The organism is Streptomyces sp. NPDC051776 (assembly GCF_040681345.1).
Taxonomy (GTDB): domain Bacteria; phylum Actinomycetota; class Actinomycetes; order Streptomycetales; family Streptomycetaceae; genus Streptomyces.
Genome location: NZ_JBFAYQ010000029.1, coordinates 58,528 through 84,136, shown reverse-complemented (window position 1 = coordinate 84,136; position 25,609 = coordinate 58,528). Strand labels below are relative to the sequence as shown.

Here is a 25,609-nt window from a genome sequence, read left to right as displayed (position 1 = left end):
CCCCGAAACGGGGCAACCAGCTCGCGGAGACACCGAAACGGGGCAACCAGCTCGCGGAGACACCGAAACGGGGCAACCAGCTCGCGGAGACACCGAAACGGGGCAACCAGCTCGCGGAGACACCGAAGCGGGGCAACCAGCTCGCGGAGACACCGAAGCGGGGCAACCAGCTCGGGGGACACCGAAGCGGGGCCACCAACTCGGGACACCCTGGGACTCCGAACGCAGAAGCCCGTCGTCACCACCCGAGGCCGACGTGGCCGCCGTGGCCCGCAATCCGCGCGGACCGCGCAGGGCCCGAACGCCAACGCTCGCCAGGGCTGGAAGGCGGCAGCGGCCCGGGCGACCTCACCGCGCGGGACATCGGGCCGCACCACCGGCGCCCCGATGACACCGACGACCGGTCGCACAGCCCGGAACAAGCACCGCTCGCGCGCCGCCATGTCCCGTACTACCGCGCATGCCACGCCTTCCCGTACCGCGCACCGCGGCACCCCTCTATGGCGCGCGGCTCCTCGGGAATGCCTGGGTGGCCGCGCGCAATGGCCTCTGCACACCCTGCCGCCTCAGGTGGCGGGCCAGTCGTCCGGTCCGCCGCCACGCCATTCGATCAGGCTCGGGTCGTCCAGCGGCGTGCCCTCGTCCCCCAGTCCAGCGCGGCCGAGCATTCCGCGCAGCTCGGTCGCGCTGACGGCGGCTCCCACGTCCTCGCCATGGATCATTACGCGGCGGCGGCCGTCGAGCGGCGGGTCCACCACCACGGGCGGCGTACGTCCCTGGGTCCCCTGGTTCTCATCCTCCATGCGACCAGGCTGCCCCGGGTCGGCCCCGGGCGCAGCTCCAGCCGTGTCGGCGGCGTAACCGGCACCGCGCTCCGGGCTCCTCATGACGCGGCGGACGCCCCGGGGCCCGCAAGTCCCGGACTCTCGCGAATCCGGTCCCCGGAAGCTCGGATCACAGGAATCCGGCCTCTCGGGAACCCGGCCCCTAGGAGTCCAGGCCCCAGGACCGAGCGATCCGGTACGAGGCGCAGATGTTCGCGTCCAGGACGTACGGACCCGTCACCCCGCACTGCTCGGTACCGCCGCCCGGGTCGACCGGCTGGCCGTGGCCCATGCCGGTGAGCGTGTAGCTCTCGACGACGGCGCTGCCGGAGCCGTCAGTGAAGACCTCGTGCCGGTGGCCCTGGACAGTGTCCGAGACGTCGGCGACCGCCAGCAGGGCGGCGGCCGGTGCGGCCCGGCGGGCACGAGCGAGGCGGACGCGAGCCGTGCGGGCGCGAGGCAGGCGGACGCCGGCCCGGCAGACGCGAGGCAGGCGGACGCGAGCCAGGCGGCGTGCGAGAGGACGCCGCGGTGCGAGAAGCGCCGCGGCGAGAAGGGCGGTGCGCCGGTGGCGGCGCGGACCATGGGTGGTGAACGGCGGGCCCTGCCAAGCGGGTTGCGTGGTTTCGGTCGCTGTCATGGCGCACATCGTCCGCGCGCCACGCCCGCCCGGCCATGGCGACGCGCCACAGCCGGATGCCCGCCCGCGTGGATCGGACATTCACTACGCCCGAGGGTCGGTGTCCGACGGTCGACTCCCCTGTTTCAGGGCCCCGTTCGGGGGCGCCCGGTGAAAAGCTCCCGCCCTCCCGGGAGACGTGAACAGCTCCCGCCCTCCCGGGAGACGTGAACAGCTCCCGCCTCCCGGGAGACAAGGGTCCCGCTCAGGGAATGAGCAGCACCGTGCCCACCGTCTCCCGGCCCGCCAGCGCGGCGTGCGCGAGCGGGGCCTCCTCCAGCGGGAAGCACTGCCCGATGACGGGGGCGATCCGTCCAATGGCCGCCTCCTCCAGGGCCCGGCTCTGCTGGGCACGGAACCGCGCGGGATCGACGCCCGGCGTGGCTCGGCCGTAGCCCATGACCGTGAGCCCGCGACCGTAGACCAGCCCTCCCGGTACCTCGGTGCCGCGGCCCGAGGCGATGCCGTAGACGATGAAGCGACCGCCCGGGGCCAGCGTCTCCACCGCCTCCCGGCCCACGTCCCCGCCGACGGAGTCCAGTACGACGTCGATCCCCTCGGGTCCGGCGGCCTGCCGGACCAGGTCCCCCCAGCCGGGTACGCCGTAGTCCACCGCGACGTCGGCCCCGAGCTTGCGGACGATCTCCAGCTTGTGGTCGCCCCGCGCGGCGCCGACGACCTTCGCGCCCGCGACCTTGGCGAGTTGGACGAGCAGAGTGCCCACACCCCCGGCGGCCGCCTCGACGAGGACGGTCCGGCCCTCCCGGACCGCCGCCAGTTCGAGCAGCCCGACCGCGGTAAGTCCCTGGCCGAGCAGACAGACCGCGTCGTGCAGGGACAGGCTGTCCGGGAGGACGTGCAGGGCCCTGCTGTGCACCACCGCGCGTTCCGCGTATCCCCCGGTGCGCTCGGTCTGCCCGGCCACACGCCGGCCGAGGAGAGCCGGGTCCGCTCCGGGACCGACCGCGCTGACCACGCCGGCGACGTCCCGGCCCGGGGTGTACGGCCGGGGCACGTGCGCCGACTTCCCTGCGCGCACCAGTGTCTCGACGAACTGCACGCCCGCGGCGGCGACATCGACGAGCACCTCTCCCTCCCCCCGCTCGGGATGCGGCACGTACTCAACCCGCATGACCTCCGGCGGGCCGAACTCGGCAACACGGACAGCGCGCATGCTTCGGCTCCCTCGTCTCCGCTCCGCTGCTGCACTCTCACCAGCAGATACGGGTGCCGACCGTGTTTGCCTCAACCCCCGCGCGGGACGGGGCCGTCAGACCGTGTAGAGCTCCTCGATGTCCCGCGCGTACGCCTTCACGATCGCGCTGCGCCGCAGTTTCAGAGAGGGCGTCACCAGGCCGCCCGCCGCGGTGAATTCACCGGGAAGTATCCGGAACGCACGGACGGATTCGGCCCGTGACACCGCGCTGTTCGCCGCCGTGACCGCCCGCTGGATCTCGTCGTGCAGTTCTTGGTCCGAGAGATCAGGTACGGAATGTGACGGGGCGTCGGTCCGCCCTCCGCCATGGCCGCCCGTGCCGTTCACATCCCTGCCGCGCAACCGTAGCCAGTGGTGCAGTGCGTCCGGATCGAGGGTGATGAGCGCGGCGATGTACGGCCGGTCGTCGCCGACGACCAGGCACTGCGAGACCATGGAGTGCGCGCGGATGCGCTCCTCCAGCACATACGGGGACGTGCTCTTGCCGCCGCTGGTGATGATGATGTCCTTCTTGCGACCGGTGATGACCAGATAGCCGGCGTCGTCCAGGTGGCCGATGTCGCCGGTCGCGAACCAGCTGTCCTCCAGCACCGCCTCAGTGGCCTGGGGGTCGTTGTGGTAGCGGGAGAACACGACGCCGCCGCGCACCCAGATGTCGCCGTCCTCGGAGATGTGCACGGCACACCCGGGCAGCGGGCGGCCCACTGTCCCGAACCGGACCCGGCCCACCGGCTGGCCGGTGACGGCCCCCGTGGTCTCGGTGAGTCCATAGCCCTCGTAGATGGTGATCCCGGCGCCCGCGAAGAGCAGGCCCAGTTCCCGGCGGAGGGAGGAACCGCCGGAGACGGCGTACCGCACACGGCCGCCCAGCACCGACCGCAGTTTGCTGAAGACCATGCGGTCGAAGACGGCGTGTGCGGCCCGGAGCATCGGGCCGGGGCCGGGACCGAGCCCCATGTGGCGGCACTCGATGGCCTCCGCGTAGCGCTGCGCGACATCCGCCGCCCGGTCGAACAGGTCGCCCCTGCCCGACTCCTGGGCGACCTGCCGCGCCCGGCTGTAGATCTTCTCGAAGATGTAGGGGACGGCGAAGACGAAGGTCGGGCGGAAGGAGGCGAAGGCGGGCAACAGTTCGGACGGTGCGAGATCGGGCTGGTGGCCGAGCGTGACGCCGTTGCGGATGCAGAAGACCTGCACCATCAGGCCGTAGATGTGCGACAGGGGCAGGAAGGCCAGCAGGGAGGGCTGCTCACCGCGCTCGGCCAGGATGACGCTCCACCCGGCGAACAGGGTGTCGCACTCGACCATGAGGTTGGCATGGGTGATCACGCACCCCTTGGGGCGTCCCGTAGTGCCCGAGGTGTAGGTGATGGTGGCGGTCGAGTCCGGACCCACCGCGTGGCGGTGGCGGCCTACCAGCGCCTCCGGTACCTCCCGCCCCTCCTCGATCAGGCGATCGATGCAGCCGTCGTCGAGCTGCCACATCCGGCGCAGCGGAAGGCCGCCGCACGCCGTGCCCACGCTCATCGCATGGTCCTCGTGCTCGACCACGATGGCCACCACTTCCGCGTCGGCCAGGATCCAGCGGATCTGCTCCGCGGAGGAGGTGGGATACACGGGTACGACCGTGGCGCCGATGGACCACACTGCGTAGCTGAACAGGGTCCACTCGTATCGGGTCCGGGACATCACGGCGACCCGTTCGCCGAACACGATGCCGCTCGCGAGCAACCCCTTGGCCAGCGCCATCACCTCGTCGCGGAAAGCGGCGGCGGAGACGGGGGTCCACTCCGTTCCGTCCGGGCCGCCGCGGCGGGCGAGGGCAGGCAGGTCCGGGGTCCGCTCGGCCGTCTCGTACACGGAGTCGGCCAGCCCACCCGATCGCGGGATCTCCACCACCGGTGGAACCTGGAAGTCCCGCACGACGACATCCCCCTCAGGAACAGAAAGGTCTCGCGCTGCCGAAATTGCACGCGGCAGGCAGCGCACCATACCGGTCGGTCCTGACGCTGCCTAGGGGGGCGAAACGGGGTCGCGCGCGCCGGTGCACGCCGCACGGTTCACGCCGGTGTACCCCGAGGGTTCGCGCCGGCGCACGGCGTACCGTTCGCGTCGGTGTGCCCCTGTAACGTGGCGCGCCGGGTGTCCCCCTCCGCACATCAGGCCGACGAGGCCCGCACGAGTCGCGCCTGCTCAGGTCGACCGTCGACCGTCTCGAACGTCACGACCGTGCCGCCGTCCTCATGGCGCACGCGGCACGGTTCGCCCTCCGCGGCGGGGTGCCACTGACCGCGGAGCGTCACGCGCAGGGTGTGGGGTCTGCTGGGGCTGGTGAGCCACGTCCGGGACCACGGGCTGAAGTGGCCGACGTACGAGCCGTGTTCGTACTGATCGCGGTCGATGCCCTCGTACAGCCGCAGGTCGGGATCGCAGACGGCGAGTACCAGCGCCTCGCCGTCACGGCGGGTGAGCAGCATCGACGGAGTGTCCACGCCGCGCACCGTCCCCTCGCCCAGCCGCCCGGTGGGTTCGAAGACGGCGTAGCCGGTGATGCCGGTGGCCCGGTCGCGGACGATGTGTGCGGTGGTGTCGGCCCGCAGGACGGTGTACGCGGCACGCGCCGGATCGGCCATGTCGCGGGTGAAGGCGGCCATGCGCTCCGGAGTGGTCTCCACGAGCATGGCGTACTCGTAGCGGCCGCCGGTCGGCGCGGTGCCGTGCCGGATCCAGGCGGTGGCGAAATCGCCGCTGGTGGGGGCGTCGGTCGCCTGGTCGCGTGAGGTCTGGGTGGAGCGCCGGACGCCGATGCGCTGCCCGGGCGGCAGATAGTAGCCGAGGCCCTTGTCGTCCAGCAGCCAGGAGGCCCGGCCGAGTTGGATGTCCGGTCGTTCGTAGGGGAAGGCGGTGACGGGCTCGGGGCCGTCCACGTACGTGGGGTCCGCGGGGTCGGCGAGCCGCGTCTGGAAGAGGGTGGTCTCGGTCTCGTGCGTTCCGTCGTCGTTGCGGATACCGGTGCCGAGGGCGATCACGCGGTCGTCGAAGAGGAAGACCGAGGTGCGGGCACGGTGCGAGCCGTCGTACTTGGGGTGTTCACGCAGCCGCATCGCGAACATGCCGTGGCGCCCGTCGATCGTGTGGGCCCCGGCGAACCGCTCCTCGGTGAGCAGCATTTCCTCGATGGTGCCGGTCAGGTCGGCACGCAGTTCCGGCAGCGGTTTGCGGATCGTGGTGGTTCCGGGGCGGCGGTTCCAGTCCCAGCCGAACTGGCTGTAGCCGCTCTCGGCGTTGTTGACGGGATTGCCGCGGTGCAGGACCTGGATCTGGCCGTAGGTGTTGTAGCGGCCGTACCAGTTGGCACCGTCGTAGACCTCCGTGCTCCACAGATAGCGGTTGTGCCCGCGGACCGTGACCTGCCAGTTGTCCCGCCGGTGCACGGCGAGGGCCGCGTAGTTGAGGGCCCAGTTGCCCGTGGGGTCCGGCTCGGCGACGACACCGCGGGCGGCGAGCCGCTCGGCGAGCCGCCGCTGCCGCCCGGTGGGCACGGCGGGGAGCAACCGTAGGAAGGCGGCGCCGAGTTCGGGGTCGTGGTCGCCGGTCCCGCCGGGGGTTCCGGCGAACGCCAGCCACTCGTACGGCGACACCGACAGCGCCGTGGTGCCGCGCGGGTGGCGGCCGGTGACGGAGATGGGCCAGTGGTATTTGTTGGCGTACAGCCTCATGGTGAGCAGGGCCCGCTTCAGCGATGCGTGGGCCCGCCCGGAGATCCGGAACGCACCGCCGCTCATCACGTACACCAGCGGGGCCAGTCCGCTGAATCCGTCGCGTGCGTAGTCCGGGTAGAACCCGACGTGGTGGAAGGTGCAGCCGTCCGCCTTCAAACCGTCCTGGATGCCGGGCACGGGCAGGAGCGCCGCATCGAGCCAGGTACGCAGGGCGTGCAGATACGCCACCTGCTCCGCCTCGGTGTCGCGGAGCAGAGCGGCGGCGAACATGCCGCGGAGGGTGGTGCCGAGGATGTCCATGATGCTGCCGTATGCCATGCGGTGGTCCCAGCCGCGCACGATCCGGCCGAGCCCTGACAGCCAGGTCACGTCGGCGCGGACCGCGTCCAGCAGACCGGCCTCGCGGAGGACGTCGCGCATCAGGTGGACGGAGTCGTAGTAGCCGCGAGCGTCGTAGCCGAGGTGGTGGATCGTGCCCTGGCAACTCCCGTGCGTCCAGCCCTGGTTGCGGAGATGGGCGACGATCCGCAGATAGAGCCCGGCCAGGGCGGGGCGCCGACCGGCGTCCGCGGCGTCGTGGGCCTGGGCGATCTTCTGCATCAGATCGGTGACGCTGCGCAAGGTGGCTGCGCCGACGAAGGACTTGAGGTCGGCCGCGATCTCGGGCGGGTAGGTCTGGGCCTGGTAGGAGTGCACGGGGCGGCCGGTGCCCGAGGTGGTGTCGGCGGTGGCGGACGTGGCGCCGGTGGTGACGGCGGTTCTCCCGCCGCTCTGCTCCGGTACGCCGAGCTCGGCGACCTGAGCGGTCAGCGCGGCCAGGTACGCGTCGTCGACCGTCACCGGTGCGGACAGGTAGTCGTCGTGATAGCGCATCAAAAGAGTGCGAAGGGAGGCACGTTCGTCCGGGGTCGGCTCGCGCACGACCGGCGGACGCCTCGTCAGGAGCCGGTCGAAGAGGTGGAGAGCCTGCCAGTGCTGGGCGTCCCACTCGTCGCCCTCGCGGCAGACTTCGGGGACCTGGGCGTCACGGGTCGGGCCGTCGGGCCGTACTGCGACGTTGAGCAGGAGCTGATCGAGGTAGAGCGTGCCGGAGCGGCGCGGGGCGACGATGCGGACGGTGTCCATGGCGGGGTGCGGACGGCCGTGCATGTCGTAGCCGTACCGCACCCACGCGGTGCGCCAACCGGTGAAGCGGAGGCGGAAGTCGAACCAGGCGTCGGTGTGTTCGCCCCGGCCGAACTCGAAGCGGACCGTGTCCTCGACGGGCTTCTCGTTGAAGATCCACACCGAGAAGGTGTCCACCGTGCCCTGCCAAGCCTGGTCGTCGAGCGGCCGGTACGGGTCGGGTGCGTACTCCAGTCCGGCGGTTACGACGATGCGGGAGTGGGCCCCGTGGTCCCAGCGCAGCGCATGCCCACCGCAGACCGCCGCCCGGTCGCTGATGGTCAGTCGTGAACCGCGCTCGGCCGTCATGTGCGGCGGGACGGCGGTCTCCAGCAGGAAGGCGGGCGGCCGGAGGTCCAGCGCCCGCTGCTCGAGCCCGGCGGGGTCCATGGCGGTGACCTCGGCGGCCGCCACGCCGGAGGGCGCGTCCGCAAGACGATGCGAGGTCCCCGCGGCGGCGGGGAGGGCGAGCGTCCTGGCCGCGCTGACGGCGGCGGCGAGGACCGTACGGCGGGGCGTGCGTGCGGCGTCGTCCGACAAGGTGCGTTCTCCTCGGGTCACTTGCCTGCACTGACGTGCCTCTGAGCTGACGTGGATTGTGTGGTGAGTCTCCGTCAGCGTCAACCATCTTCGGGCGGCGCGTCGGCCCGCGGTGACCCGCGCCGCGGGGTCGGCCATTCGGTGACGGGTGCGCGTCCGGTTCGCCGGACGGGGCGAGCGTCGCCGCGGACAACCCGCCGAGGCCCCCGGCGGACCCGCGGAGAACCCGCGCCCTCGGGCACCGCCTTTCTCCTGACGCTGCCGTCTCATCTGCGGCCCGCCAACCGGACCAGCTGCCTCCGCGATCCGCGGCCACCGATCCGTCGTCACTCGGCGAATAGTGCGAACCTGAACGCATGGGTTGGGAAGAGGTCGCCGACCAGTTGTACGCGCTGCCGCCCGAGCAGTTCACCGCGGCGCGCGACGAGGCGGCCAAAGCCGCACCCCGCGGACAGGCGGCGAAGATCCGCGGGCTGCGGCGGCCCACCTTGGCGGCGTGGGCCGTGAATCTGCTCGTCCGCAGCGACCGGGACCAGATCTCCGCCCTCCTCGGCCTCGGTGAACAGCTCCGCCGCGCCCACCAGGACCTCGACGGCGGTCAGCTGCGCGAGCTGTCCCACCAGCAGCGCAAGCTGGTGACGGCGCTCTCCCAGCAGACCCGGCGCCTGGCCACCGAGGCCGGACACCCGGTGGGCGAGAGCGTGCTGCGCGAGGTGGAGACCACCGTGCAGGCCGCCCTCTCCGACCCGGATGCGGCCGAGGAGCTCGCCACCGGACGGTTGACCAAGGCCCTGACGCCGGCTGCCGGTTTCGGCCCGCCCGTCAGCGCGACCGTGCACCGGCTGCGTCCGCGCGAGCCCCGCACCCGTACCGGCGCGCGCCCGGGCAAGGGTTCATCGGGGTCCCCGGGCCGTACGGCCTCGGTGACCCACCTGGCCGAGCGGGCGGAGGAGCAGGAGCGCGCCGAGCGCGAACAGCGCGAGGCACTGGCCGCTGCCCGCGAACGCGAGGAGGAGCTGGAGCGCACCGCCCGCGCAAGCGAGCGGAAGTCGACGGACTCCCAGGACGACCTCGCCGATGCGGAGGACCGGAGACGGCGGGCCGAGGAGCGCGTACGGGAGCTGGAAGCCGAGCTCAAGGAGGCGCGGGCGGAGCTGACCGAGGCGAGGAGGGGCGAGCGGAACGCGCGCGTGCCGGCCCGGCGCGCGCGCGAGGCGGCCGAGCGGGACCGCAAGCGGGCCGATGACGCGGCCGACGATGTGGACCGGCTGGAGGCCGAGGAGCCGCGCGGCGGCCGCGGAACGCGCCGCTGACGAACCGCCGGCAGAACGCGGAATGCCGCATCGGCCCACGGGCCGGGGGTGCACGGAACGGGCCGCTGGGCCGCGCGGTACGGGCCGCGGGACGGGACTGCGCGGTACAGGCCGCTGGATCTGGCGCCCGTCAACTGCCGGCGGCCCGGCGCACGGGCCCATGTGCACGAGGGGAATCACCGACCGTCCGCGCCGGCCCGGCGCGGACGGGGCGCCGGAGCCGCCCGCTTCTTGCGGACCCTCATTGCACGGTGCGCGGTACACGCCTCCGCTTCTCCGTGCCGGTTCATTTGCTCTCGGCGCCCACGCCACTTTCCATGACAACACCGCGGCCCCCTGCCGTCCAGAGCTCGCCCCGCCGACCTTCCCGAAGGCTCCGCCGCACCCGCCGTGACCACCGGGCCTGCGCGTTCGGACGACCCCGGTGACACGCTGCGTACCCGGGCGCCCCGGCCTAGGCTTCCGTGCATGAGCGCACACTTTGACGTCGTGGTCCTGGGCGCGGGCCCGGGAGGATATGTCGCCGCGATCCGGGCCGCCCAGCTCGGCCTCAGCACGGCGATCGTCGAGGCGCGGTACTGGGGCGGGGTCTGCCTCAACGTCGGCTGCATTCCCTCCAAGGCACTGCTGCGCAATGCCGAATTGGCGCACATCTTCACCCAGGAGGCGAAGACGTTCGGTATCCGGGTCGACGGGCAGGTGAGCTTCGACTACCGCGAGGCGTTCAACCGCAGCCGCAAAGTGGCGGACGGGCGCGTCAAGGGCGTGCACTACCTGATGAAGAAGAACGGCATCACCAAGTACGAGGGCATCGGCAGCTTCATCGACGACCACACCCTGCAGGTCACGGTCGCCGACGGCAGTACGGACACCGTCTCCTTCGATCACTGCATCATCGCCACGGGCGCGACGACCAAGCTCCTGCCCGGTACGTCGCTGAGCAGCCGGGTGGTGACGTACGAGGAGCAGATCCTCAGCGAGGAACTGCCGCAGTCGATCGTGATCGCCGGGGCCGGGGCCATCGGCGTCGAATTCGCGTACGTCCTGCACAACTACGGCGTGCAGGTCACACTCGTGGAATTCCTCGACCGCATCGTGCCCCTGGAGGACGAGGAGGTCTCGGCCGAGCTGGCCCGCCGCTACCGCAAGCTCGGCATCAACGTGCTGCCCTCCACCCGCGTCGAGGCGATCGACGACTCGGGCGACAAGGTCCACGTCATCGTGACCACGGGCGGGCAGCGACAGACGCTCGAGACCGACAAGGTGCTGCAGGCCATCGGCTTCCAGCCACGGGTCACCGGCTACGGCCTGGAGAACACGGGCGTACGCCTGACCGATGGCGGCGCCATCGACGTCGACGCCCGGTGCCGCACGAATGTGCCCCACATCCTCGCCATCGGCGATGTGACGGCCAAGCTCATGCTCGCGCACGCGGCGGAGGCGATGGGGATCGTCGCGGCCGAGACCATCGGCGATGCCGAGACGATGGAGCTGGAGTACGTGATGATCCCGCGGGCCACGTACTGCCAGCCGCAGATCGCGAGCTTCGGCTGGACGGAGGCGCAGGCGCGCGAGCAGGGCTTCGACGTGAAGACGGCGAAGTTCCCGTTCAGCGCCAATGGCAAGGCCCATGGTCTCGGCGACACCGCGGGATTCGTCAAGATCATCAGCGATGCCCGCTACGGTGAACTGCTGGGTGCCCACCTCATCGGTCCCGAGGTCACCGAGCTGCTGCCGGAGCTCACGCTGGCCCAGCAGTGGGACCTGACGGTCCACGAGGTCGCAAGGAACGTCCATGGCCACCCGACGCTGGGCGAGGCGGTCAAGGAGGCCGTCCACGGCTTGGCGGGCCACATGATCAATATGTGACGGAGGCGGGGGCGGGCCGGGGTGCCGCCCCTCGTACCGGGGTATGCCTGCCCCCTCCCGTACCGGCCGGGCGACGGCTCAGGCGGCCCACTCCAGGAGCGGCTCGTGCCGCTCCGGCGCCCTCAGCTGGGCCAGCGCCTGCTTCTCGAGCTGACGCACCCGCTCGCGGGTCAGCCCGACGCGCTCGGCGACCTGGCCGAGCGTGTGCGGACGCCCGTCGTGCAGCCCGTAGCGGAGGGTGAGGATCATCGCCTCGCGCGGCTGCAGGGTGCCGATGGTGGCGCGGAGCTGCTCGGCGAGGGCGCGGTACTCCACGACCTCGGGCGCCTGCAGCACCTCGCTGTCCTCGATCAGATCGCCGACGACGGTCTCCCCCTTCTCGCCCACCGGTGTGTCCAGGCTGATCACATCCCGGCCGACGCGGCGCAGCCGGGTGACCTTGTCGACCTCGAAGCCGGTCTCGTCGGCTGCCTCCTGCGCGGTGGGCTCGCGGCCGAGCCGGAGCTGCAGGGCCCTCTCGGTCCGCCCGAGTTTGGAGAGGTCCTCGACGACGTGGACGGGTAGCCGCACGGTCCTGCCGTACTGGGCGAGGCCGCGCTCGATGGCCTGCCGGATCCACCAGGTGCCGTACGTGGAGAACTTGTAGCCCTTCGTGTAGTCGAACTTCTCCACCGCCCTCATCAGCCCCAGATTGCCTTCCTGCACGACGTCCAGGAAGGACAGACCTCGGCGGCTGTGCCGCTTCGCCACTGAGACGACGAGACGGAGGTTGGCCCGGATCATGTGGTCCTTGGCGCGCTGACCGTCGCGGGCGATGACCTCCAGCTCCTGCCGGTTCGCCCCCGCGGGCCCACACCCGTCGGCCTCGGCCTCGCGCAGGAGCCCGTCGGCGTACACCCCGGCCTCGATGCGCTTGGCCAGCTCGACCTCCTGCTCGGCGGTGAGGAGCGGGGTGGCGGCGATCTGGGCGAGGTACTGGCGCAGCAGATCGGGTTCCTCGTCCTGCCCGGCCGGGTCGCGGCGGCGGTTTTCGGTGGCGCTCGACTCCGTGGGCATGATGGCACCTCCTCTGCGAACCATGGCCCACACGGGTCCACCGGCGCCCGTCGGAACCATGGGCCACGAGCTGCACGTACCCTCACGGCCGCCCTTCACGCGCTCCGGGTCGCCCCCTTCACGCGCTCCCCGCCTCCCTTCGCGCTGCTCCGCCGAGGGCCTCCGGTCCCCAAGGCCGTTCGGCAGACCCGCGGCCGTGGAGCGCCACCGCCACCGAGGGGGACTGGGTGGCGGGGGCGGGCCTTCGGGGGCGGGATCAGCGCCGGGAGATGGGATCAGCGCTGGACGCGGTCAGCCCTGGGCGGGGCGGAACCGGCGGTGAAGCACGACGCCGCCCAGCAGCAGCCCGGCTGCGGCCGACAGGGCGGGGCCCGTCACGTCCGCTCCGGTGTGGGCCAGTGCGGCCTCGGTGTTCGTCTCGCCGGAGTGCGCGACGCTCCGCGGCGGCGCCGGGGTGTCCGCCTTCGGCGGCACGGAAGTACGGGGTGCCTCGGGGCGCTCCTCCGCCGGGACGTTCGAGGAGGAGTTGCCCACGGCGCTGTTGCCGACGCCGACGACATTGGCCGAGTTGCCGGTGACGTTCACCGGCACGTCCACCGGAATGCGCACCGCGTTGTCCGAGGCGGTGCCCGGGGGCCCTTGCCCCTGCGCCTGGGTGGCGCCGGGGGCGGGCCCGGCGCGGTGCGAGTCCTTCCCGTAGCTGCGGCCGGAGCCGTCCTGGCCGCCGGAGTCATGCGTGCATTCGTTGCCCGAGGCACGGTCGAGCAGACCCACGACGTCGACCGTATTCCCACAGACGTTGGCCGGGGACGTCGACCGGAAGCTTTGAGCCATCGGCAAGTTGACGATGCGACACGGATGAAGTCCGTTCACCGGTTGATCGCTTCTGGCGAACCGCCGGAGCCAACTCCCCCATGGCCGCCTCCCATTCATGCCCCCGTGTCGTCGAGTCGCGCCATCTCGTCCCCGGTGAGCATCAGTTCGGAAGCCGCCAGGGAGTCCCGTACGGTCTCGGGGCGGCTCGCACCCGGAATCGGGATCAACTGCGGCGACTTGGCCAGCATCCAGGCCAGGCAGACGCGCTGCGGGCTCACCCCATGCGCCCCGGCCACCTCCGCGAACGGCGCGAAGGGCGAACCGGGCGCGGACGCCTGCGCCACGCCGCCCAGGGGGCGCCAGGGCAGAAAGGCGATGCCGAGCTGATCGCAGAGGTCGATTTCCGGCTCACTGGAGCGGAAGTCGGGCGCGAACCGGTTCTGCACGGACGCCAGTCGGCCGCCGAGGATGTCGTTCGCGAGTCCGATCTGCGCGGGGTCGGCGTTGGAGATGCCCGCCATGAGGATCTTGCCCTCATCGAGGAGGTCACGGAGCGCGCCGATGGACTCCTCGTACGGCACTTCGGGGTCCGGCCGGTGGAACTGGTAGAGGCCGATGGCCTCGACACCGAGCCGCCGGAGCGAGAGTTCGCATGCCCGCTTGAGGTGTTCGGGCCGTCCGTCCAGGGCCCAGGCGCTGCCCCCCGGGCGCACGTGGCCGCCCTTGGTGGCGACCAGCACCTCGGAGCCACGCTCGTGGTTCGCCAGGGCTTTCGCGACCAGGCTCTCGTTGTGACCCACGTCCTCGGAACCGAGGCTGTACGCGTCGGCGGTGTCGATCAGTGTCGCGCCCGCGTCGAGCGCGGCGTGGACGGTGGCGATCGAGCGCTCCTCGCCGGGCCTCCCCCGGACCGACATGGGCATCGCCCCGATACCGATCGCGCTGACCTCGACGGTGCCGATACGGCGAGTCTGCATACGGCTGCCTTCCTCGTGCCCGATGTGACGTCCCGCGCCCGGGGACCGCGTCCGTGCCGTCCAGCCTCGCGCCGGACTCGTCCATCTGTCCAATAGGAGAATGTGAAAGCATTCAGCGACTAGGCTGCTGAATCGTGGAACTACGGCATCTCGAGCACTTCGTCGCCGTCGCCGAAGAGCGTCACTTCACGCGTGCGGCGCAGCGGCTCGTGGTCTCCCAGTCCGGGCTCTCGGCCTCGGTGCGCGCGCTCGAACGGGAGCTGGGCACCCAGCTCTTCGTGCGCACCACCCGCAGTGTCGAGCTGACCGGTCCCGGCCGCGCGCTGCTGGTGGAGGCATCCCGCGCGCTGGCGAGCGTGCGGGCGGCCAAGGAGGCGGTGGCGGCCGTTCAGGGTCTGCTGCGCGGCACGCTGTCCGTGGGCACCGAGCAGTGCATCGCGGGCGTGGACGTGGCCGCCCTCCTCGCGCGCTTCCGGTCGGAGCGTCCCGGGGTGGAGGTCCGACTCCGTCAGGCGGGGTCGGCAGGCCTGGTCGCCGAGGTGGCCGCGGGTCGGCTCGATCTGGCCTTCGTGGCGCTGTGCGGCCCGCCTCCCGTGGACGTACGCCTGCTGCCGCTCACCCATGAGCCGATGGTCCTGCTCTGTCACCCCGGGCACCGGCTGGCCGGGTCGGAGGAGGTGCACTGGGGCGAACTGGGCGGCGAGTCGTTCGTGGATTTCCATCCCGACTGGGGGGCACGGGGGTTGACCGACCGGGGGTTCGCGGAAGCCCGTACGGAGCGGCAGGTGGCGCTCGAGGTCGGGGACGTCCACAGCCTCATCGAACTCGTCGGCCATGGGCTCGGGGTCGCCGTGGTCCCGAGGCCGCTGGCCCGCAAGCCGCAGGCGGCCGGGTTGTCGGAGGTACGGCTGGCGGGTGGACCGGAGCCGATGTGGGAGGTCTCCGTCGCCGTCCCCGGCGGGGACCGGGTCGGCCCCGCCGCGCACGAACTGCTCTCCTACCTCGGCGCCGAACTCCCCTGACGGCGCGGCAGCATCCGTCTGCGGGGGACGGACGGAGCGGCGCCGACGGGTCGGCGGCGGGCCGGCACGCCGCCACCCGCCGCCGATGAGTTCGCCGATTGTCCGGGCCCGCCGGCCCTCACATCGTCTCCAACTTGATGTACCGCCGGATCCCTGGCGCCTCCGCCACGAGGGCCGTGATCACGGCGGCGGCCAGGAGGCCGACGGCGGCACGCACCATGACCGCCGGAATGAAGATGCCGTTCTTCATCGGGGATTCACCTCCTCTCCCCTGAGCAACTCCCCCACCAGGGATTCGACCAGGCGGACGGCCTCGTCGACGGCCGCCTTGACGGGCGGGCTCAGTCCGACGACCACATCCGGCTCGTCGCCGTTCATCCGCACCATCGGCTCGCAGCCGACGACGAGGATCCGGGGAAGCGGTCCCTCGCCCAGGTGGCGGGCGAGCGCGAGGACCTTCACGGGGTCCATGGCGTGCGCTTCGGGCGCGACGTCGCCTTCGGTGACGTCCGGCTCGATGACGCTCAGGGTGCCGGGCGCAAGGCCGCGCGGGGCTGCGTCCACGAGAAGGGCCACGTCGTATCCGTCGAGCAGCCGGTAGGCGAGGTCCATGCCACGGATGCCGAAGTCGGCGACATGAACGGTGCCGGGCAGGGAGACCCCGCCGAGCGCAGCGGCCACCGCGGGCCCGAATCCGTCGTCGGCCATGAAGACGTTGCCGATGCCGGCGACGAGGATCCGCGTACGGGCGGGGCCGCCGTCGGCGGGCGGTTCCGCGGGCTCCAGTTCCTCGGGCGCGAAGAAGAAGCGGTGACCGATCTGGCCGCTCGACCCGAAGTCACGGCCCGGATCGCCCTCCAGCACCACAGCGACATGGGTGTTTCCCTCGAAGTCCTCCTCGACGCCGTCCACTTCGGCGGTACGGCCGGAGAGCGCCAGATCGAAGATGTCCGCGCTGCGCGTGGGCCGCAGCCGCACCCGGCTCCCCTTGCTCAGCGTCACCCCGTCCACCGTGACGGTCCGGGTCCGGGACAGCCTGACGTCGTCCCGCGTCTGCTCGCTCACACGTCCTCCAGGGGCCGGAACTCACGGATGGTCCCGTGCAGGGCGATCAGTTCGTCGGGGGTGAGCCCGGCGCAGCGGTCCAGGATCTCCCGCGCCCTCGGGTCGCAGGCCCTGGCCTCCTGCTGCTCCTCCTCGGTCAGGCTGAGCACGCTGAGGACGAGCAGTTGATCGATCTCGGTCCCGTCGAACAGGTCGCCCGGACTCTCGGGCGCGACGGCCGGGAAGTCGTAGAGCGTGACCGGGGAGGAGAGCACCGTGTGCGCGCCGTCCTCGGTGTCGCCCTCACCGACGAGTACGGGCCAAGTCCCCTGGTTCTCACAGGACTTGGCCGCGGTGTGCAACCGCTCGGGCGGGTCGATGAGCGAGACGAAACGGCCCGGGGCGGTGTCCAGGACGGTGTGCGTCGAGACGAAGGCGTACGCGGCGGCCGCCTCGCGGGCGTGCCGGGCGCCGGGACCGGGCACGGAGCAGGGCGTGGTGTTCTCCACGCGTACGGTCAGCCGGTGCACCTCCTCGGCAACGCGCTCGGCGGAGACCTCCACGGCGCCGGTCAGCGCGTTCCAGCCGCGGACGAGCGCGCCCACGCGCCGGCCCGACACGTCGGTCAGGTCCTCCTCGTCGGTACCCGCCGGGATGTCGACGGCAGTCGTGACGGGCCCGCCGAGGGCGGCGCTCAGCCTCACGGGCACGGACACCTCACGCTCGGTCGCCTCCTGCCAGGCCACATGGCGCTCGCCGTCCACCGTCAGTTCGTCCACCGGCTCAGCTCCGTCCGGCCCGTCCCGGAGCACACCGCGGTCGACCACGTGCAGGAAGCGCACGCGGACCGACACCTCGGAGTCCGCCGGCCCCTCGATGAGGACCTGGGTCTGCATGCGGCTCGGTTCGCCGAGTCCGACAGCGCAGGACTGCGGGAAGACCCCGCCGAACGTCCAGCGCTTGGTGTTCTTCAGCGCGGACCTGCGGTACGGCCACAGCAGATAGCCCTCGTAGAGGCAGGTGCGCACGATCTTTTCCACGGCTCGGTCCGCGGTCTGCGGTACGGCTGCCTGCTTCACTGCGTCCATGGCGCTCCGGCGGTTGCGGGTGGTGCGGGGATGTCGGAAACTGCGGGGCCCTCCGGGGCGCGTGCCGCCGCGTCGAGCAGGCTGCGGACGGTGTCGTCCCAGCCCATGCGGACCTCGCGGGTCCGGTACGCGTCGAGCCGGTCGTAGGTCTCCCGGGAGAGCCGCAGCCAGGGGCTGCCGTCGAAGTAGCGGTCGGTCAGTTCGTGCCACAGCCCCCCGGGCATGCGGTAGCGGGCGTCGCTGTTCCAGGAGATCTGCGCCGTGCGCAACCCTCCGCCGGGCGCCTCGTAGAAAATCGTCCCGTTGAAGAGGAAGTCCAGCGGCACGTCTCCGTCGCGGACGGCGCGCAGGTACTTGGTGACGGCGAGCTCGGTGTCGTAGGTGCAGGGCACGCTCAGGGCCACCGTGGTGCTCTCGTCGAAGGGTGGCACGACGACCGTGACCTGCGTCCACGACAGCGGCCGCACGGTGCTGCCCCAGCGTTGCGGCTCGCCGAACAGCTCGGCCAGCGCCCGCTGTTCGGCGGCGTCGTAGCGGCGGCGTGCGACGTCGATGCGGATCGCGGTGGTGAGGGTGACCGAGCGGACGGGGCCGCCGCCCGCTCGGCCGATCTCCAGCCCGAACGTCAACGTGGGAACGGCCGCGAAACGCTCGGGTTCCACCCCCGTGACCGTGAAGACCAGGTCCGGGATGGCGTGCTGCGCGGTCACGCCGGGGAGAGGTTGGGCATGTCGGGGTCCACCGGGTCGCGGTGCTTGGCGTTGATCCCCGTGGACCTGCGAGCCGTGGAGCGGTCGTCCTTGCGGTGTCCCGGCTCGCGCTTGCGGTCTGTGTCGTTGCCTGCGCGGACGCCCTTGACGTGCGCCGCCTTGTCGGGCTTGACATCGGCCTTGCCTACGTTGATGTCGGCCATGACGCCTCCTTGGCTCCTGGGTGGGAGTCGGTGGACAGTTCGCGGAAGAAGCCTTCGATCCGCTGCCAAACGTCGGGACCGCCGCCCAGTCCCTTCCAGTGTGCGCGCACCAGGGCGACCAGGCGATAGCAGTCGTCCAGCGGCACCAGCCAGTGCTCGCGGGCGCCCCGGGCCCGGTGGACCAGCAGGGCCTCGACGTCGTCCGCGAGACCGTCCAGCGCGGGGTGGATCGCCCGCACTTCGGCCCAACTCTGCGGGTCGACGGCGGACCACAGCACGCCCAGCGGACTCGGGTAGCCCACGGAGACCTCGCCCGACGCCTCACCGCGGGTGAAGAACGCCAGGTCGACGGGCACCCCGAGCCCCGCCCAGAGCATGTCGTCGATCTCGCAGCCGTCCAGTCGCAGCCGTCGCTGCGGCAGCAGCCGGTAGTGGGCGCCCCCGGACTCCTTGCGGTCGAACAGCAGGGAGCAGGCGCGGCAGGCGCAGGAGACCCGGCCTTCCTGGATGTCCAGCAGATGGCGGTGGTCCGGGGCGAGCGCCTCGGCACACAGGTCGCACCGTTCCGGTGCCGCGGATCCCGCCGTCCCACCCGGCTCCGCGGAGCGGGAGGGACGGCGGGCGAGATTCCGCAGCCGGGGCGCGGCGAAGGAGGAGGCGGTCACCCGGCACCGCGTCCGCTGAGCGTGCGGTCCCGGAAGAGCGCGTCCACGGGGATGAGCGTCTCGGGCTCGGGGGCCTGCACGGTCTCGATGTCGATGCGTTCGGCCTCGGGGACCGCTCCGCCCACCGCGTCCCGTACGGCCTGCTCCAGGGCGTCCGGCGAGGACGAGCAGCCGCGGCCGCCGCCCTGCACCCGGATCCGTACCGTCCCGTCCTCCAGATCCAGCAACTCGGCGTCGCCGCCCAGCGATTGGAGTTGCGGCCGGACCTGCTCGACGGCCCGGCGGACGCGGACGTCCGCCGGGTCGGGATGCAGATCGTGCACCAGCAGCAGATGGCCGACGAGTTCGTCGTCCGCGAGCCGCCGGGCCAGGGCGTCGCCGCCCTCAGCGGACGCGGCGTGCTCCATCACCCGGCCGAGGCACTCGCCGTAGAGGTCGACCAGCGCCTCGACGCACTCCAGGGCGCGTGCGGCCGCGACGCCGTCCGGCAGGGTGTCCAGACCGGACAGCAGTTCCTCGGTGCGCGCGACGTGCCGACGCGCGTTCTCCTCGTCCCACGGCATGCGGCCCGCCTAGTTGAGTGCGCCGAAGGTGGGCGAGTGCGACTGGCGCAGGGTGCGCCCGCCGCCGAGGTACATGTGCACGCCGCAGGGAAGACACGGGTCGAAGCTGCGGACGGTGCGCATGATGTCGATGCCCTTGAAGTTGTCCGGGCCGTTCTCCTCGAAGATGGGTGTGCCCTGGACGGCGTCCTCGTACGGACCGGGGGTGCCGAACGAGTCGCGGGGCGAGGCGTTCCACGGCGTCGGCGGGTACGGGTGGTAGTTCGCGATCTTCCCGTCCTCGATGACCAGGTGGTGCGAGAGCACACCGCGGACCGCCTCGTGGAAGCCCACGCCGATCGCTTCCTTGGGCACCTTGAAGTCCTCGAAGACCTTGGTGCGTCCGGCCCGGACCTCGCCCAGCGCCTTGTCGACGAAGTGCAGGGCCATGCCCGCGGCGTAGGCCACGAAGTACATCCGGGCCCGGTTGCGCTCGATGGTGTTCGGGAACGGCGGCGGTGTCCACTCGAGACGGGTCTCGGGCATCCCAGGAGTCTTGGGAAGGTCGATCTGGACGCTGTGCCCGGTGGAGCGGACGTACGGAGTGTTGACCAGGCCACCGAGCGCGGTGGCCCACAGACGGGCGATGGGGCCACCACCGGTGTCCAGCGCCAAGTGGTCGCCGGTGCGCTTGTCGAACCATCGCGGGCTCATGACCCAGCTGTACTTGCCGCCCTCCAGGTCGCGCTTCTGCGGCGCGGGGAGGGTGGTCTGGTTCCAGGGGTGGCGGCGGTCCACGGGGTTGCCCAGCGGGTCCTTGTCGACGAACGTCTTCTCGTTCGTCCAGTCCTCGTAGTAGGAGCTGCCGAGCATGATGCGCATGCCGAGGTTGATGTCGACCAGGTCGGTCGTGATCAGCTCGTTGTCGACCACGATGCCGGGGGTGACGTACATCGCCCGGCCCCAGTCCGTCATCGTCCGGTAGTTGTAGTCGACCACGTCGGGGTTCTGGAACGCGCCCCAGCAGCCGAGCAGGGTGCGCCTCCGGCCGACCTCCTCGTAGCCGGGCATGGCCTCGTAGAAGAAGTCGAAGACGTCGTCGTTCATGGCGACGGCCTTCTTGATGAAGTCCATGCAGCGCATCAGACGCACGAGATAGTCGGTGAAGACCTGCGGCGTCGCGACGGTGCCCACTCCGCCCGGGTAGAGCGTGGACGGGTGGACGTGCCGGCCCTCCATCAGGCAGATCATCTCGCGTGTGACCCGGCTGATCACGAGGGCCTCGCGGTACACCTCGCCCTCGAACGGGTTGTAGGCGCGCATGATGTCGCCCACCGTCTTGTAGCCGTGCAGATCGCCGCGGGGCGCGGGCGTACGGTCGGCCTGCTCCATGACGCCCGGGTTGGTCTCCTTGACCATGCGCTCGCAGAAGTCCACGAAGACCAGGTTGTCCTGGAAGATCGTGTGGTCGAACATGTACTCGGCTGCTTCGCCGAGGTTGACGATCCATTCGGCGAGCGGCGGGGGCTTCACCCCGTACGCCATGTTCTGGGCGTACACCGAGCACGTGGCGTGGTTGTCCCCGCAGATGCCGCAGATGCGGCTGGTGATGAAGTGGGCGTCGCGCGGGTCCTTGCCCTTCATGAAGACGCTGTAGCCGCGGAAGATGGACGAGGTGCTGCGGCACTCGGCCACCTGGCGGTTGTTGAAGTCGATCTTCGTGTAGATGCCCAGGTTGCCGACGATCCTGGTGATGGGGTCGAACGCGACCTCGGTGAGGGTGCGTTGCTCGGGCGGGATGGTCTCACTCGTCGTCACAGAATTGGTCCTTGTCTCGCAACGTCAGCGGCCCGACCAGCGCGGCGCGAAGCCGGAGGTCAGCTCGGCACGGTTGTGGCGCCACTTGGGTTCGCGGTTCACCGTTCGGTTGGTGATGCCGCGCAGCGACCTGATGAGGGGCCCGTAGGTGGAGCCCAGTACGGCGGAGGAGAAGGAGCCGCCGGGGGGCTCGTCCATGAAGGGCATGAACATGTCGGGGAAGCCGGGCATGGTGCAGCCGATGCAGATGCCGCCGACGTTGGGGCAGCCGCCGAGGCCGTCCATCCAGCCGCGCTTGGGGACGTTGCAGTTCACGACGGGGCCCCAGCAGCCCGCCTTCACCAGGCACTTGGGCGAGTTGTAGTCCTTGGCGAAGTCGCCCTGCTCGTAGTACGCGGCGCGGTCGCAGCCCTCGTGCACCGTTTTCCCGAACAGCCAGGTGGGACGGCCCTGTTCGTCCAGCGGGATCGGCGGCGCCATGCCCGCGGCCTGGTAGAGCATCCAGGTCAGGGTCTCCATGAAGTTGTCGGGCTGGACTGGGCAGCCGGGGACGTTGACGATGGGCAGCCCGCTCGCGGACCGGAAGTCCTTGCCCAGGTAGTCGACGAGCCCCATGCAGCCGGTCGGGTTGCCCGCCATGGCGTGGATGCCGCCGTACGTGGCACAGGTGCCGACGGCGACGACGGCGAAAGCCTTGGGCGCGAGACGGTCGATCCAGGTGTTCAGGGTAATCGGCTCACCGGTGTCAGGATCGTTGCCCATCGAGGTCCAGTAGCCGTCCCCGTTGATCCGCTCGTTGGGGATGGACCCCTCCACGACGAAGACGAAGGGCCCCAGTTCGCCGCGGGCGGCCTGATGATAGGGCTGCATGAAGTCGTCGCCGGTCTCGTACGCCAGCACCTTGTTGTGGAGGTGGACCTTGGGCAGGCCTGGGATGGCCCCCATCACGACGTCTTCGATGCTCGGCAGCGACGCGGCCGTGACCGAAACCGTGTCGCCGTCACAGCTCATGCCTTCCGACGTCCAGAGGATGTGAACCTCATCGACGCCGCTGGGGGTCGAGGTGACGGTGCTCATGGGGCCTTCTTTCGTGGGACCGGGTTCTACGGAAGGCTGACATGACGTACATATACCTACAACTTGAACACGCTACGGGGGTCCTTCCGGACGAAGGCCCCGCGGAGGGCGTGGTACGGCGCCTCCGGATCGAAGAAAACCTTCCGCATCTGGGCCAGCTCCTCCACCCGGTACTCGCCCAGCGGCTTGCGTGCCTCGTCCCGTTCCCGCGCGCCCTTCTTCGCCGCGATGCGATCGCGCAGCACCGTCGAGGAGGCGAGCCTGAGCGCCATTCGGGTGGTCTCCGCCCCGAACTCCCCGGGCCCCGAGTCCACGACGCGGTCGACGAGTCCGGCGCGCAGCGCTCCGGCGGCGCTGACCGGCAGCGCCTCCCGGGTCAGCCGCTGCGCCTCGGCGTCCCCCACACGGCGCGGCAGGGAGTACGTCCAGTACTCCGAACCGTGGAGCCCCATGCGGCGGTAGTGCGGATTGAGCACGCTGCCGGTCCTGCACCACACCTCGTCCGCCGCCAGGGCCAGCATCACTCCCCCCGCGGCGGCGTTGCCGGCCAGCGCGGCGACGACAAGCCGGTCGGTCGTGGTCAGGATCTCCTCGACGAGGTCGTCCATGGCCTGGATGTTCGCCCAGGACTCGGCCGCCGGGTCGTCGGCGGCCTCGATGACGCCGAGGTGGATCCCGTTGGAGAAGAAGTCCCGCGCGCCGCCGAGCACGACGACGTCCGTGGGGCGGGAGCAGGCGAAGCGGTACGCCGTCAGGAGCCGCCGGCAGTGGTCCGTGCTCATCGCGCCGCCCGGGAAGGAGAACCGAAGGAAGCCGACCGGGCCGCTCTCGTCGTAGCGGATGTCGGACCAGGTGCCGTGACCGTCCTCCGGCCACAGGGGGGCGGGGATCTCGGGCACGTCGGGCAGCCGGGATCCGAGCGCCCGGGCGGCGGGCAGCTTGAACCTCCGGGGACCGCCCGGCCGACGCCGGGGGCGCAGCTCCGGGATCCACACCGCGCCGTCGGCCGTCGCCCGGCAGATCGCCCCTCCGCGCGTGGCCAGGACGCGGCCGGGCTCCCCCCGCAGCGCGTCCTCCGGATGGCCGCCGTGCAGGAACCACTCGCCGTCCAGGAACGTGTCCAGAATGCCCGGGCGTGAGTCGGCGGTGCGCAGCTTCCGCACCACGGTGTCGGTGGAGTCGGTGTCCCAGTCGACCCTGCGCAGGTCCTGGGCGAAGTACGGGCGCCAGCCGTCCCCGGTCGACGGCGCGTGCGTCCGCGGCACGTAGGTCCCCGAGGCCAAGCGCTCCACGGCGAGCAGGACGGCTCGCAGCGCGGCGTCGGCGGCCTCGCCTCGGTACAGGTCGCTCTTGGCCACACGCGCAGGAACCGGGAAGGACGCCGAGGCCCACACCGGGCCCGCGTCCAGCTCCGCGGCCGCCTGCAGCACCGTCACCCCCCAGTGGGAGGCGCCCTCGTGGACGGCCCAGTCGAGGGACGACGGGCCGCGGTCGCCGGGCGGCCCGGGATGCACGATCAGGCAGGTGTGCTCCGACCAGACGTCCTCGGGGATGGCGATCGTCAGCATCGGCGCGAGGACGAGGTCCGGGGCGTGCCGCCGTACGGCCTCCCGTACTGCCTCGTCGGAGGCCGCGAGCTCCACCTCGACCGAGTGGCGGCGGTCGCGGAGTTCTGCGAAGACCCGCTGCGTCAGGCTGTTGAACGCGCTCGGGACGAGCAGGATGTGCATCACGCCTCCTGGGCATGGCCGTTGCTCTCGGGGTCTTGGGACGGCGGGGGCCCGGGACGATGAGGTCCCAGGAGGGCGGGGCCTCTGCGGAGGGCGGGGTCCGGGGCTCCCGGGAGGCGATGGTGGCCAAGGAAGCGGGCGGCCGGGCGCTGGACGCGCCCGTGTTGGGCCGCCCGGGCGAATTCAGCAGCCCCCGTAGGCTCGCCGGAGTCCGGCGTGCCTCCGGCCGTGCCTACCGTGACGCTCCATGCATGAGCTCTCGATCGCCCTGTCCGTCGTCGAAAGAGCCGAGGAGGCCGCCCGCGAACACGGGGCCGCCTCGGTCGAGTCGGTGCGGCTGCGCATCGGTGAGCTGGCGGGGGTCGTGGCGGACGCCCTGCGGTTCTCCTTCGAACTGGTCGCGGAGGGCACGCTGCTGGCCGGGGCCGGACTCGTCATCGACGAGGTGCCGGCGCGCGCCCGCTGCACCGCCTGCGACGCGGAGTTCCCGGTGGGATCGCCACCACGGCTGTCGTGCCCCCGCTGCGAGGGGTGGGCGACCGAGCTGCTGACCGGACGCGAGCTGGAGCTGATGGACGTGACGCTGCCCGAGGGCGGCTCGTGCCCAGGGCCCGGGACCGCGCGGCACGCCGCGCGAGAGGGAGAGTGCTGCGCATGATGTGCCGTGTCGTCGACCTGCAACAGGCGGTGCTGGCGAAGAACGACGGGCTGGCGGCCGCGCTGCGCGAGGACCTCGCACAGCGCGGGGTCACGGTGGTCAACCTGCTGTCGAGCCCCGGCAGCGGCAAGACGGCGCTGCTGGAGTGCGTACTGCGCCGGGCGACCCAACGCGCTGTCCCGGTTGCGGCGCTCACGGCCGATCTCGCCACGGAGAACGACGCCCGCAGGCTGGCGCGTTCGGGTGCGCCGGTGAAGCAGGTGCTGACCGGCGGGCTGTGCCATCTGGAGGCCGACCAGGTGCGCGGGCATCTGGAGGGCTGGCTGCCGGAGGGGACGCGGGTGCTGTTCGTGGAGAACGTGGGCAACCTGGTGTGCCCAGCCTCGTACGACCTGGGCGAGCGGCTCCGGGTGGCGATGATGTCGGTGACCGAGGGCGAGGACAAGCCGGTCAAGTACCCGACCGCTTTCGGGCTCGCGAATCTGGTCGTCCTCGGCAAGACCGATATCGCGGAGGCCGTCGGGTTCGGCGAGAAAGAGTTCGCGGCAAGCGTCGAGCGCGTCAACCCGGGTGTGGAGGTGCTCCGTACGTCCTCCCGCACGGGCGAGGGCGTGGACCTGCTCCTGGACCGGGTCCTGGCCGTGTGCCACGGCGACCTGCCGCACCAGCCCCTCCTGGCCGCACAGCACCGGAGCGCGCATCGCCACGACCACGGTCCCGACGGCGGTCATGTGCACGACCACGCCGACGGCCTCACGCACCGTCACGGCCACGACCCTGCGCACGACCACAGCCATGGCCCCGTGGACGAGGACCCCGGTCCCGGTGCGGAGACCGCCCGCACCACCGGCGTCCCGGTCCGCTAGAGCCCGGGGG

General features: G+C 71.5%; 23 protein-coding genes. 5 read left to right on the top strand and 18 right to left on the bottom strand.

The genetic code is table 11. From position 1 onward, the window contains the following. Positions 1 to 566 precede the first annotated feature (566 nt). The 5 genes from AB0M26_RS21770 to AB0M26_RS21750 form a co-directional block, all read right to left on the bottom strand. Positions 567 to 803, bottom strand: a complete 237-nt coding sequence (locus AB0M26_RS21770) for a hypothetical protein (protein ID WP_365263467.1) — start codon at positions 801 to 803, stop codon at positions 567 to 569. A 184-nt stretch (positions 804 to 987) separates the two neighbouring features. Next, positions 988 to 1,464, bottom strand: a complete 477-nt coding sequence (locus AB0M26_RS21765; protein WP_365263466.1) for a hypothetical protein — start codon at positions 1,462 to 1,464, stop codon at positions 988 to 990. Between the two features lie 244 nt (positions 1,465 to 1,708). Beyond that, positions 1,709 to 2,677 carry a zinc-binding dehydrogenase gene (locus AB0M26_RS21760; RefSeq protein WP_365263465.1) on the bottom strand — a complete coding sequence of 323 codons (969 nt, stop codon included), beginning with the start codon at positions 2,675 to 2,677 and terminating at the stop codon, positions 1,709 to 1,711. Positions 2,678 to 2,773: 96 nt separating this feature from the next. After that, positions 2,774 to 4,642, bottom strand: a complete 1,869-nt coding sequence (locus AB0M26_RS21755) for an AMP-dependent synthetase/ligase (protein WP_365263464.1) — start codon at positions 4,640 to 4,642, stop codon at positions 2,774 to 2,776. A gap of 236 nt (positions 4,643 to 4,878) precedes the next feature. Then, positions 4,879 to 8,145: a chondroitinase family polysaccharide lyase gene (locus tag AB0M26_RS21750; protein ID WP_365263463.1), complete on the bottom strand. Its 3,267-nt coding sequence runs from the start codon at positions 8,143 to 8,145 to the stop codon at positions 4,879 to 4,881. A 356-nt stretch (positions 8,146 to 8,501) separates the two neighbouring features. Here AB0M26_RS21750 and AB0M26_RS21745 point away from each other — a divergent pair, with 356 nt between their 5' ends. Together AB0M26_RS21745 and lpdA are read left to right on the top strand one after the other, a co-directional pair. Further along, a complete protein-coding gene (locus AB0M26_RS21745; RefSeq protein ID WP_365263462.1) occupies positions 8,502 to 9,458 on the top strand; it encodes a hypothetical protein in 957 nt (318 codons plus the stop codon). A 468-nt stretch (positions 9,459 to 9,926) separates the two neighbouring features. Further along, entirely contained in the window at positions 9,927 to 11,327 is a 1,401-nt protein-coding gene (gene lpdA / locus AB0M26_RS21740; protein ID WP_365263461.1) for a dihydrolipoyl dehydrogenase, read from the top strand. 78 nt (positions 11,328 to 11,405) lie between these two features. Here the strand turns inward: lpdA and AB0M26_RS21735 are convergent, their stop codons facing one another. From AB0M26_RS21735 to AB0M26_RS21725, 3 genes are all read right to left on the bottom strand, one after another. Next, positions 11,406 to 12,383: a sigma-70 family RNA polymerase sigma factor gene (locus AB0M26_RS21735; RefSeq protein WP_365263460.1), complete on the bottom strand. Its 978-nt coding sequence runs from the start codon at positions 12,381 to 12,383 to the stop codon at positions 11,406 to 11,408. A gap of 291 nt (positions 12,384 to 12,674) precedes the next feature. Then, on the bottom strand, positions 12,675 to 13,217 hold the full coding sequence (locus AB0M26_RS21730) for a chaplin family protein (protein ID WP_365263459.1): 543 nt from the start codon (positions 13,215 to 13,217) through the stop codon (positions 12,675 to 12,677). Positions 13,218 to 13,312: 95 nt separating this feature from the next. Next, positions 13,313 to 14,176, bottom strand: coding sequence for an aldo/keto reductase (locus tag AB0M26_RS21725; RefSeq protein WP_365263458.1), 864 nt, complete (start codon positions 14,174 to 14,176; stop codon positions 13,313 to 13,315). A gap of 134 nt (positions 14,177 to 14,310) precedes the next feature. On the opposite strand from AB0M26_RS21725, the gene AB0M26_RS21720 reads away from it, so the two are divergent. After that, a complete protein-coding gene (locus AB0M26_RS21720) occupies positions 14,311 to 15,198 on the top strand; it encodes a LysR family transcriptional regulator (RefSeq protein WP_365263457.1) in 888 nt (295 codons plus the stop codon). Between the two features lie 118 nt (positions 15,199 to 15,316). Here the strand turns inward: AB0M26_RS21720 and AB0M26_RS21715 are convergent, their stop codons facing one another. Genes AB0M26_RS21715 through AB0M26_RS21670 form a run of 10 tightly spaced genes read right to left on the bottom strand, consistent with a single transcriptional unit; the run spans position 15,317 to position 24,075 of the window. Beyond that, a complete protein-coding gene (locus AB0M26_RS21715; protein WP_365263456.1) occupies positions 15,317 to 15,448 on the bottom strand; it encodes a hypothetical protein in 132 nt (43 codons plus the stop codon). After that, on the bottom strand, positions 15,445 to 16,263 hold the full coding sequence (locus tag AB0M26_RS21710; protein WP_365263455.1) for a hydrogenase maturation protease: 819 nt from the start codon (positions 16,261 to 16,263) through the stop codon (positions 15,445 to 15,447). The genes AB0M26_RS21715 and AB0M26_RS21710 overlap by 4 nt, the downstream gene beginning before the upstream one ends. Further along, positions 16,260 to 17,330, bottom strand: coding sequence for a hypothetical protein (locus AB0M26_RS21705; RefSeq protein WP_365263454.1), 1,071 nt, complete (start codon positions 17,328 to 17,330; stop codon positions 16,260 to 16,262). Before AB0M26_RS21705 ends, AB0M26_RS21710 begins: the two co-directional genes overlap by 4 nt. Beyond that, positions 17,318 to 18,040: a DUF6084 family protein gene (locus AB0M26_RS21700; protein ID WP_365263453.1), complete on the bottom strand. Its 723-nt coding sequence runs from the start codon at positions 18,038 to 18,040 to the stop codon at positions 17,318 to 17,320. The genes AB0M26_RS21705 and AB0M26_RS21700 overlap by 13 nt, the downstream gene beginning before the upstream one ends. Next, a complete protein-coding gene (locus AB0M26_RS21695) occupies positions 18,037 to 18,243 on the bottom strand; it encodes a hypothetical protein (protein WP_365263452.1) in 207 nt (68 codons plus the stop codon). Before AB0M26_RS21695 ends, AB0M26_RS21700 begins: the two co-directional genes overlap by 4 nt. Further along, entirely contained in the window at positions 18,225 to 18,908 is a 684-nt protein-coding gene (locus AB0M26_RS21690; protein WP_365263451.1) for a DUF5947 family protein, read from the bottom strand. The genes AB0M26_RS21695 and AB0M26_RS21690 overlap by 19 nt, the downstream gene beginning before the upstream one ends. Continuing rightward, positions 18,905 to 19,471: a NifU family protein gene (locus tag AB0M26_RS21685; RefSeq protein ID WP_365263450.1), complete on the bottom strand. Its 567-nt coding sequence runs from the start codon at positions 19,469 to 19,471 to the stop codon at positions 18,905 to 18,907. The genes AB0M26_RS21690 and AB0M26_RS21685 overlap by 4 nt, the downstream gene beginning before the upstream one ends. Before the next feature lie 9 nt (positions 19,472 to 19,480). Next, positions 19,481 to 21,268: a nickel-dependent hydrogenase large subunit gene (locus AB0M26_RS21680; RefSeq protein ID WP_365263449.1), complete on the bottom strand. Its 1,788-nt coding sequence runs from the start codon at positions 21,266 to 21,268 to the stop codon at positions 19,481 to 19,483. Positions 21,269 to 21,292: 24 nt separating this feature from the next. Beyond that, positions 21,293 to 22,345 (bottom strand): hydrogenase expression protein HypE, encoded by a 1,053-nt coding sequence (locus tag AB0M26_RS21675; RefSeq protein WP_365263448.1) that lies wholly within the window; start codon positions 22,343 to 22,345, stop codon positions 21,293 to 21,295. A 56-nt stretch (positions 22,346 to 22,401) separates the two neighbouring features. After that, the gene (locus AB0M26_RS21670; protein ID WP_365263447.1) at positions 22,402 to 24,075 is read right to left on the bottom strand and encodes a hydrogenase maturation protein; all 1,674 of its coding nucleotides are present in this window, start codon (positions 24,073 to 24,075) and stop codon (positions 22,402 to 22,404) included. 247 nt (positions 24,076 to 24,322) lie between these two features. On the opposite strand from AB0M26_RS21670, the gene hypA reads away from it, so the two are divergent. Beyond that, positions 24,323 to 24,733 carry a hydrogenase maturation nickel metallochaperone HypA gene (hypA, locus tag AB0M26_RS21665; protein ID WP_365263446.1) on the top strand — a complete coding sequence of 137 codons (411 nt, stop codon included), beginning with the start codon at positions 24,323 to 24,325 and terminating at the stop codon, positions 24,731 to 24,733. Then, positions 24,733 to 25,599, top strand: a complete 867-nt coding sequence (gene hypB, locus AB0M26_RS21660) for a hydrogenase nickel incorporation protein HypB (RefSeq protein WP_365263477.1) — start codon at positions 24,733 to 24,735, stop codon at positions 25,597 to 25,599. Before hypA ends, hypB begins: the two co-directional genes overlap by 1 nt. Positions 25,600 to 25,609: the final 10 nt, after the last annotated feature.

Coding starts and splice junctions, on each gene's coding strand:
- AB0M26_RS21770 (WP_365263467.1), bottom strand. CDS start 803: ATGGAGGATGAGAACCAGGGGACCCAGGGACGTACGCCGCCCGTGGTG.
- AB0M26_RS21765 (WP_365263466.1), bottom strand. CDS start 1,464: ATGACAGCGACCGAAACCACGCAACCCGCTTGGCAGGGCCCGCCGTTC.
- AB0M26_RS21760 (WP_365263465.1), bottom strand. CDS start 2,677: ATGCGCGCTGTCCGTGTTGCCGAGTTCGGCCCGCCGGAGGTCATGCGG.
- AB0M26_RS21745 (WP_365263462.1), top strand. CDS start 8,502: ATGGGTTGGGAAGAGGTCGCCGACCAGTTGTACGCGCTGCCGCCCGAG.
- lpdA (WP_365263461.1), top strand. CDS start 9,927: ATGAGCGCACACTTTGACGTCGTGGTCCTGGGCGCGGGCCCGGGAGGA.
- AB0M26_RS21735 (WP_365263460.1), bottom strand. CDS start 12,383: ATGCCCACGGAGTCGAGCGCCACCGAAAACCGCCGCCGCGACCCGGCC.
- AB0M26_RS21730 (WP_365263459.1), bottom strand. CDS start 13,217: ATGGCTCAAAGCTTCCGGTCGACGTCCCCGGCCAACGTCTGTGGGAAT.
- AB0M26_RS21725 (WP_365263458.1), bottom strand. CDS start 14,176: ATGCAGACTCGCCGTATCGGCACCGTCGAGGTCAGCGCGATCGGTATC.
- AB0M26_RS21715 (WP_365263456.1), bottom strand. CDS start 15,448: ATGAAGAACGGCATCTTCATTCCGGCGGTCATGGTGCGTGCCGCCGTC.
- AB0M26_RS21705 (WP_365263454.1), bottom strand. CDS start 17,330: ATGGACGCAGTGAAGCAGGCAGCCGTACCGCAGACCGCGGACCGAGCC.
- AB0M26_RS21695 (WP_365263452.1), bottom strand. CDS start 18,243: ATGGCCGACATCAACGTAGGCAAGGCCGATGTCAAGCCCGACAAGGCG.
- AB0M26_RS21685 (WP_365263450.1), bottom strand. CDS start 19,471: ATGCCGTGGGACGAGGAGAACGCGCGTCGGCACGTCGCGCGCACCGAG.
- AB0M26_RS21675 (WP_365263448.1), bottom strand. CDS start 22,345: ATGAGCACCGTCACCTCGACCCCCAGCGGCGTCGATGAGGTTCACATC.
- AB0M26_RS21670 (WP_365263447.1), bottom strand. CDS start 24,075: ATGCACATCCTGCTCGTCCCGAGCGCGTTCAACAGCCTGACGCAGCGG.
- hypA (WP_365263446.1), top strand. CDS start 24,323: ATGCATGAGCTCTCGATCGCCCTGTCCGTCGTCGAAAGAGCCGAGGAG.
- hypB (WP_365263477.1), top strand. CDS start 24,733: ATGTGCCGTGTCGTCGACCTGCAACAGGCGGTGCTGGCGAAGAACGAC.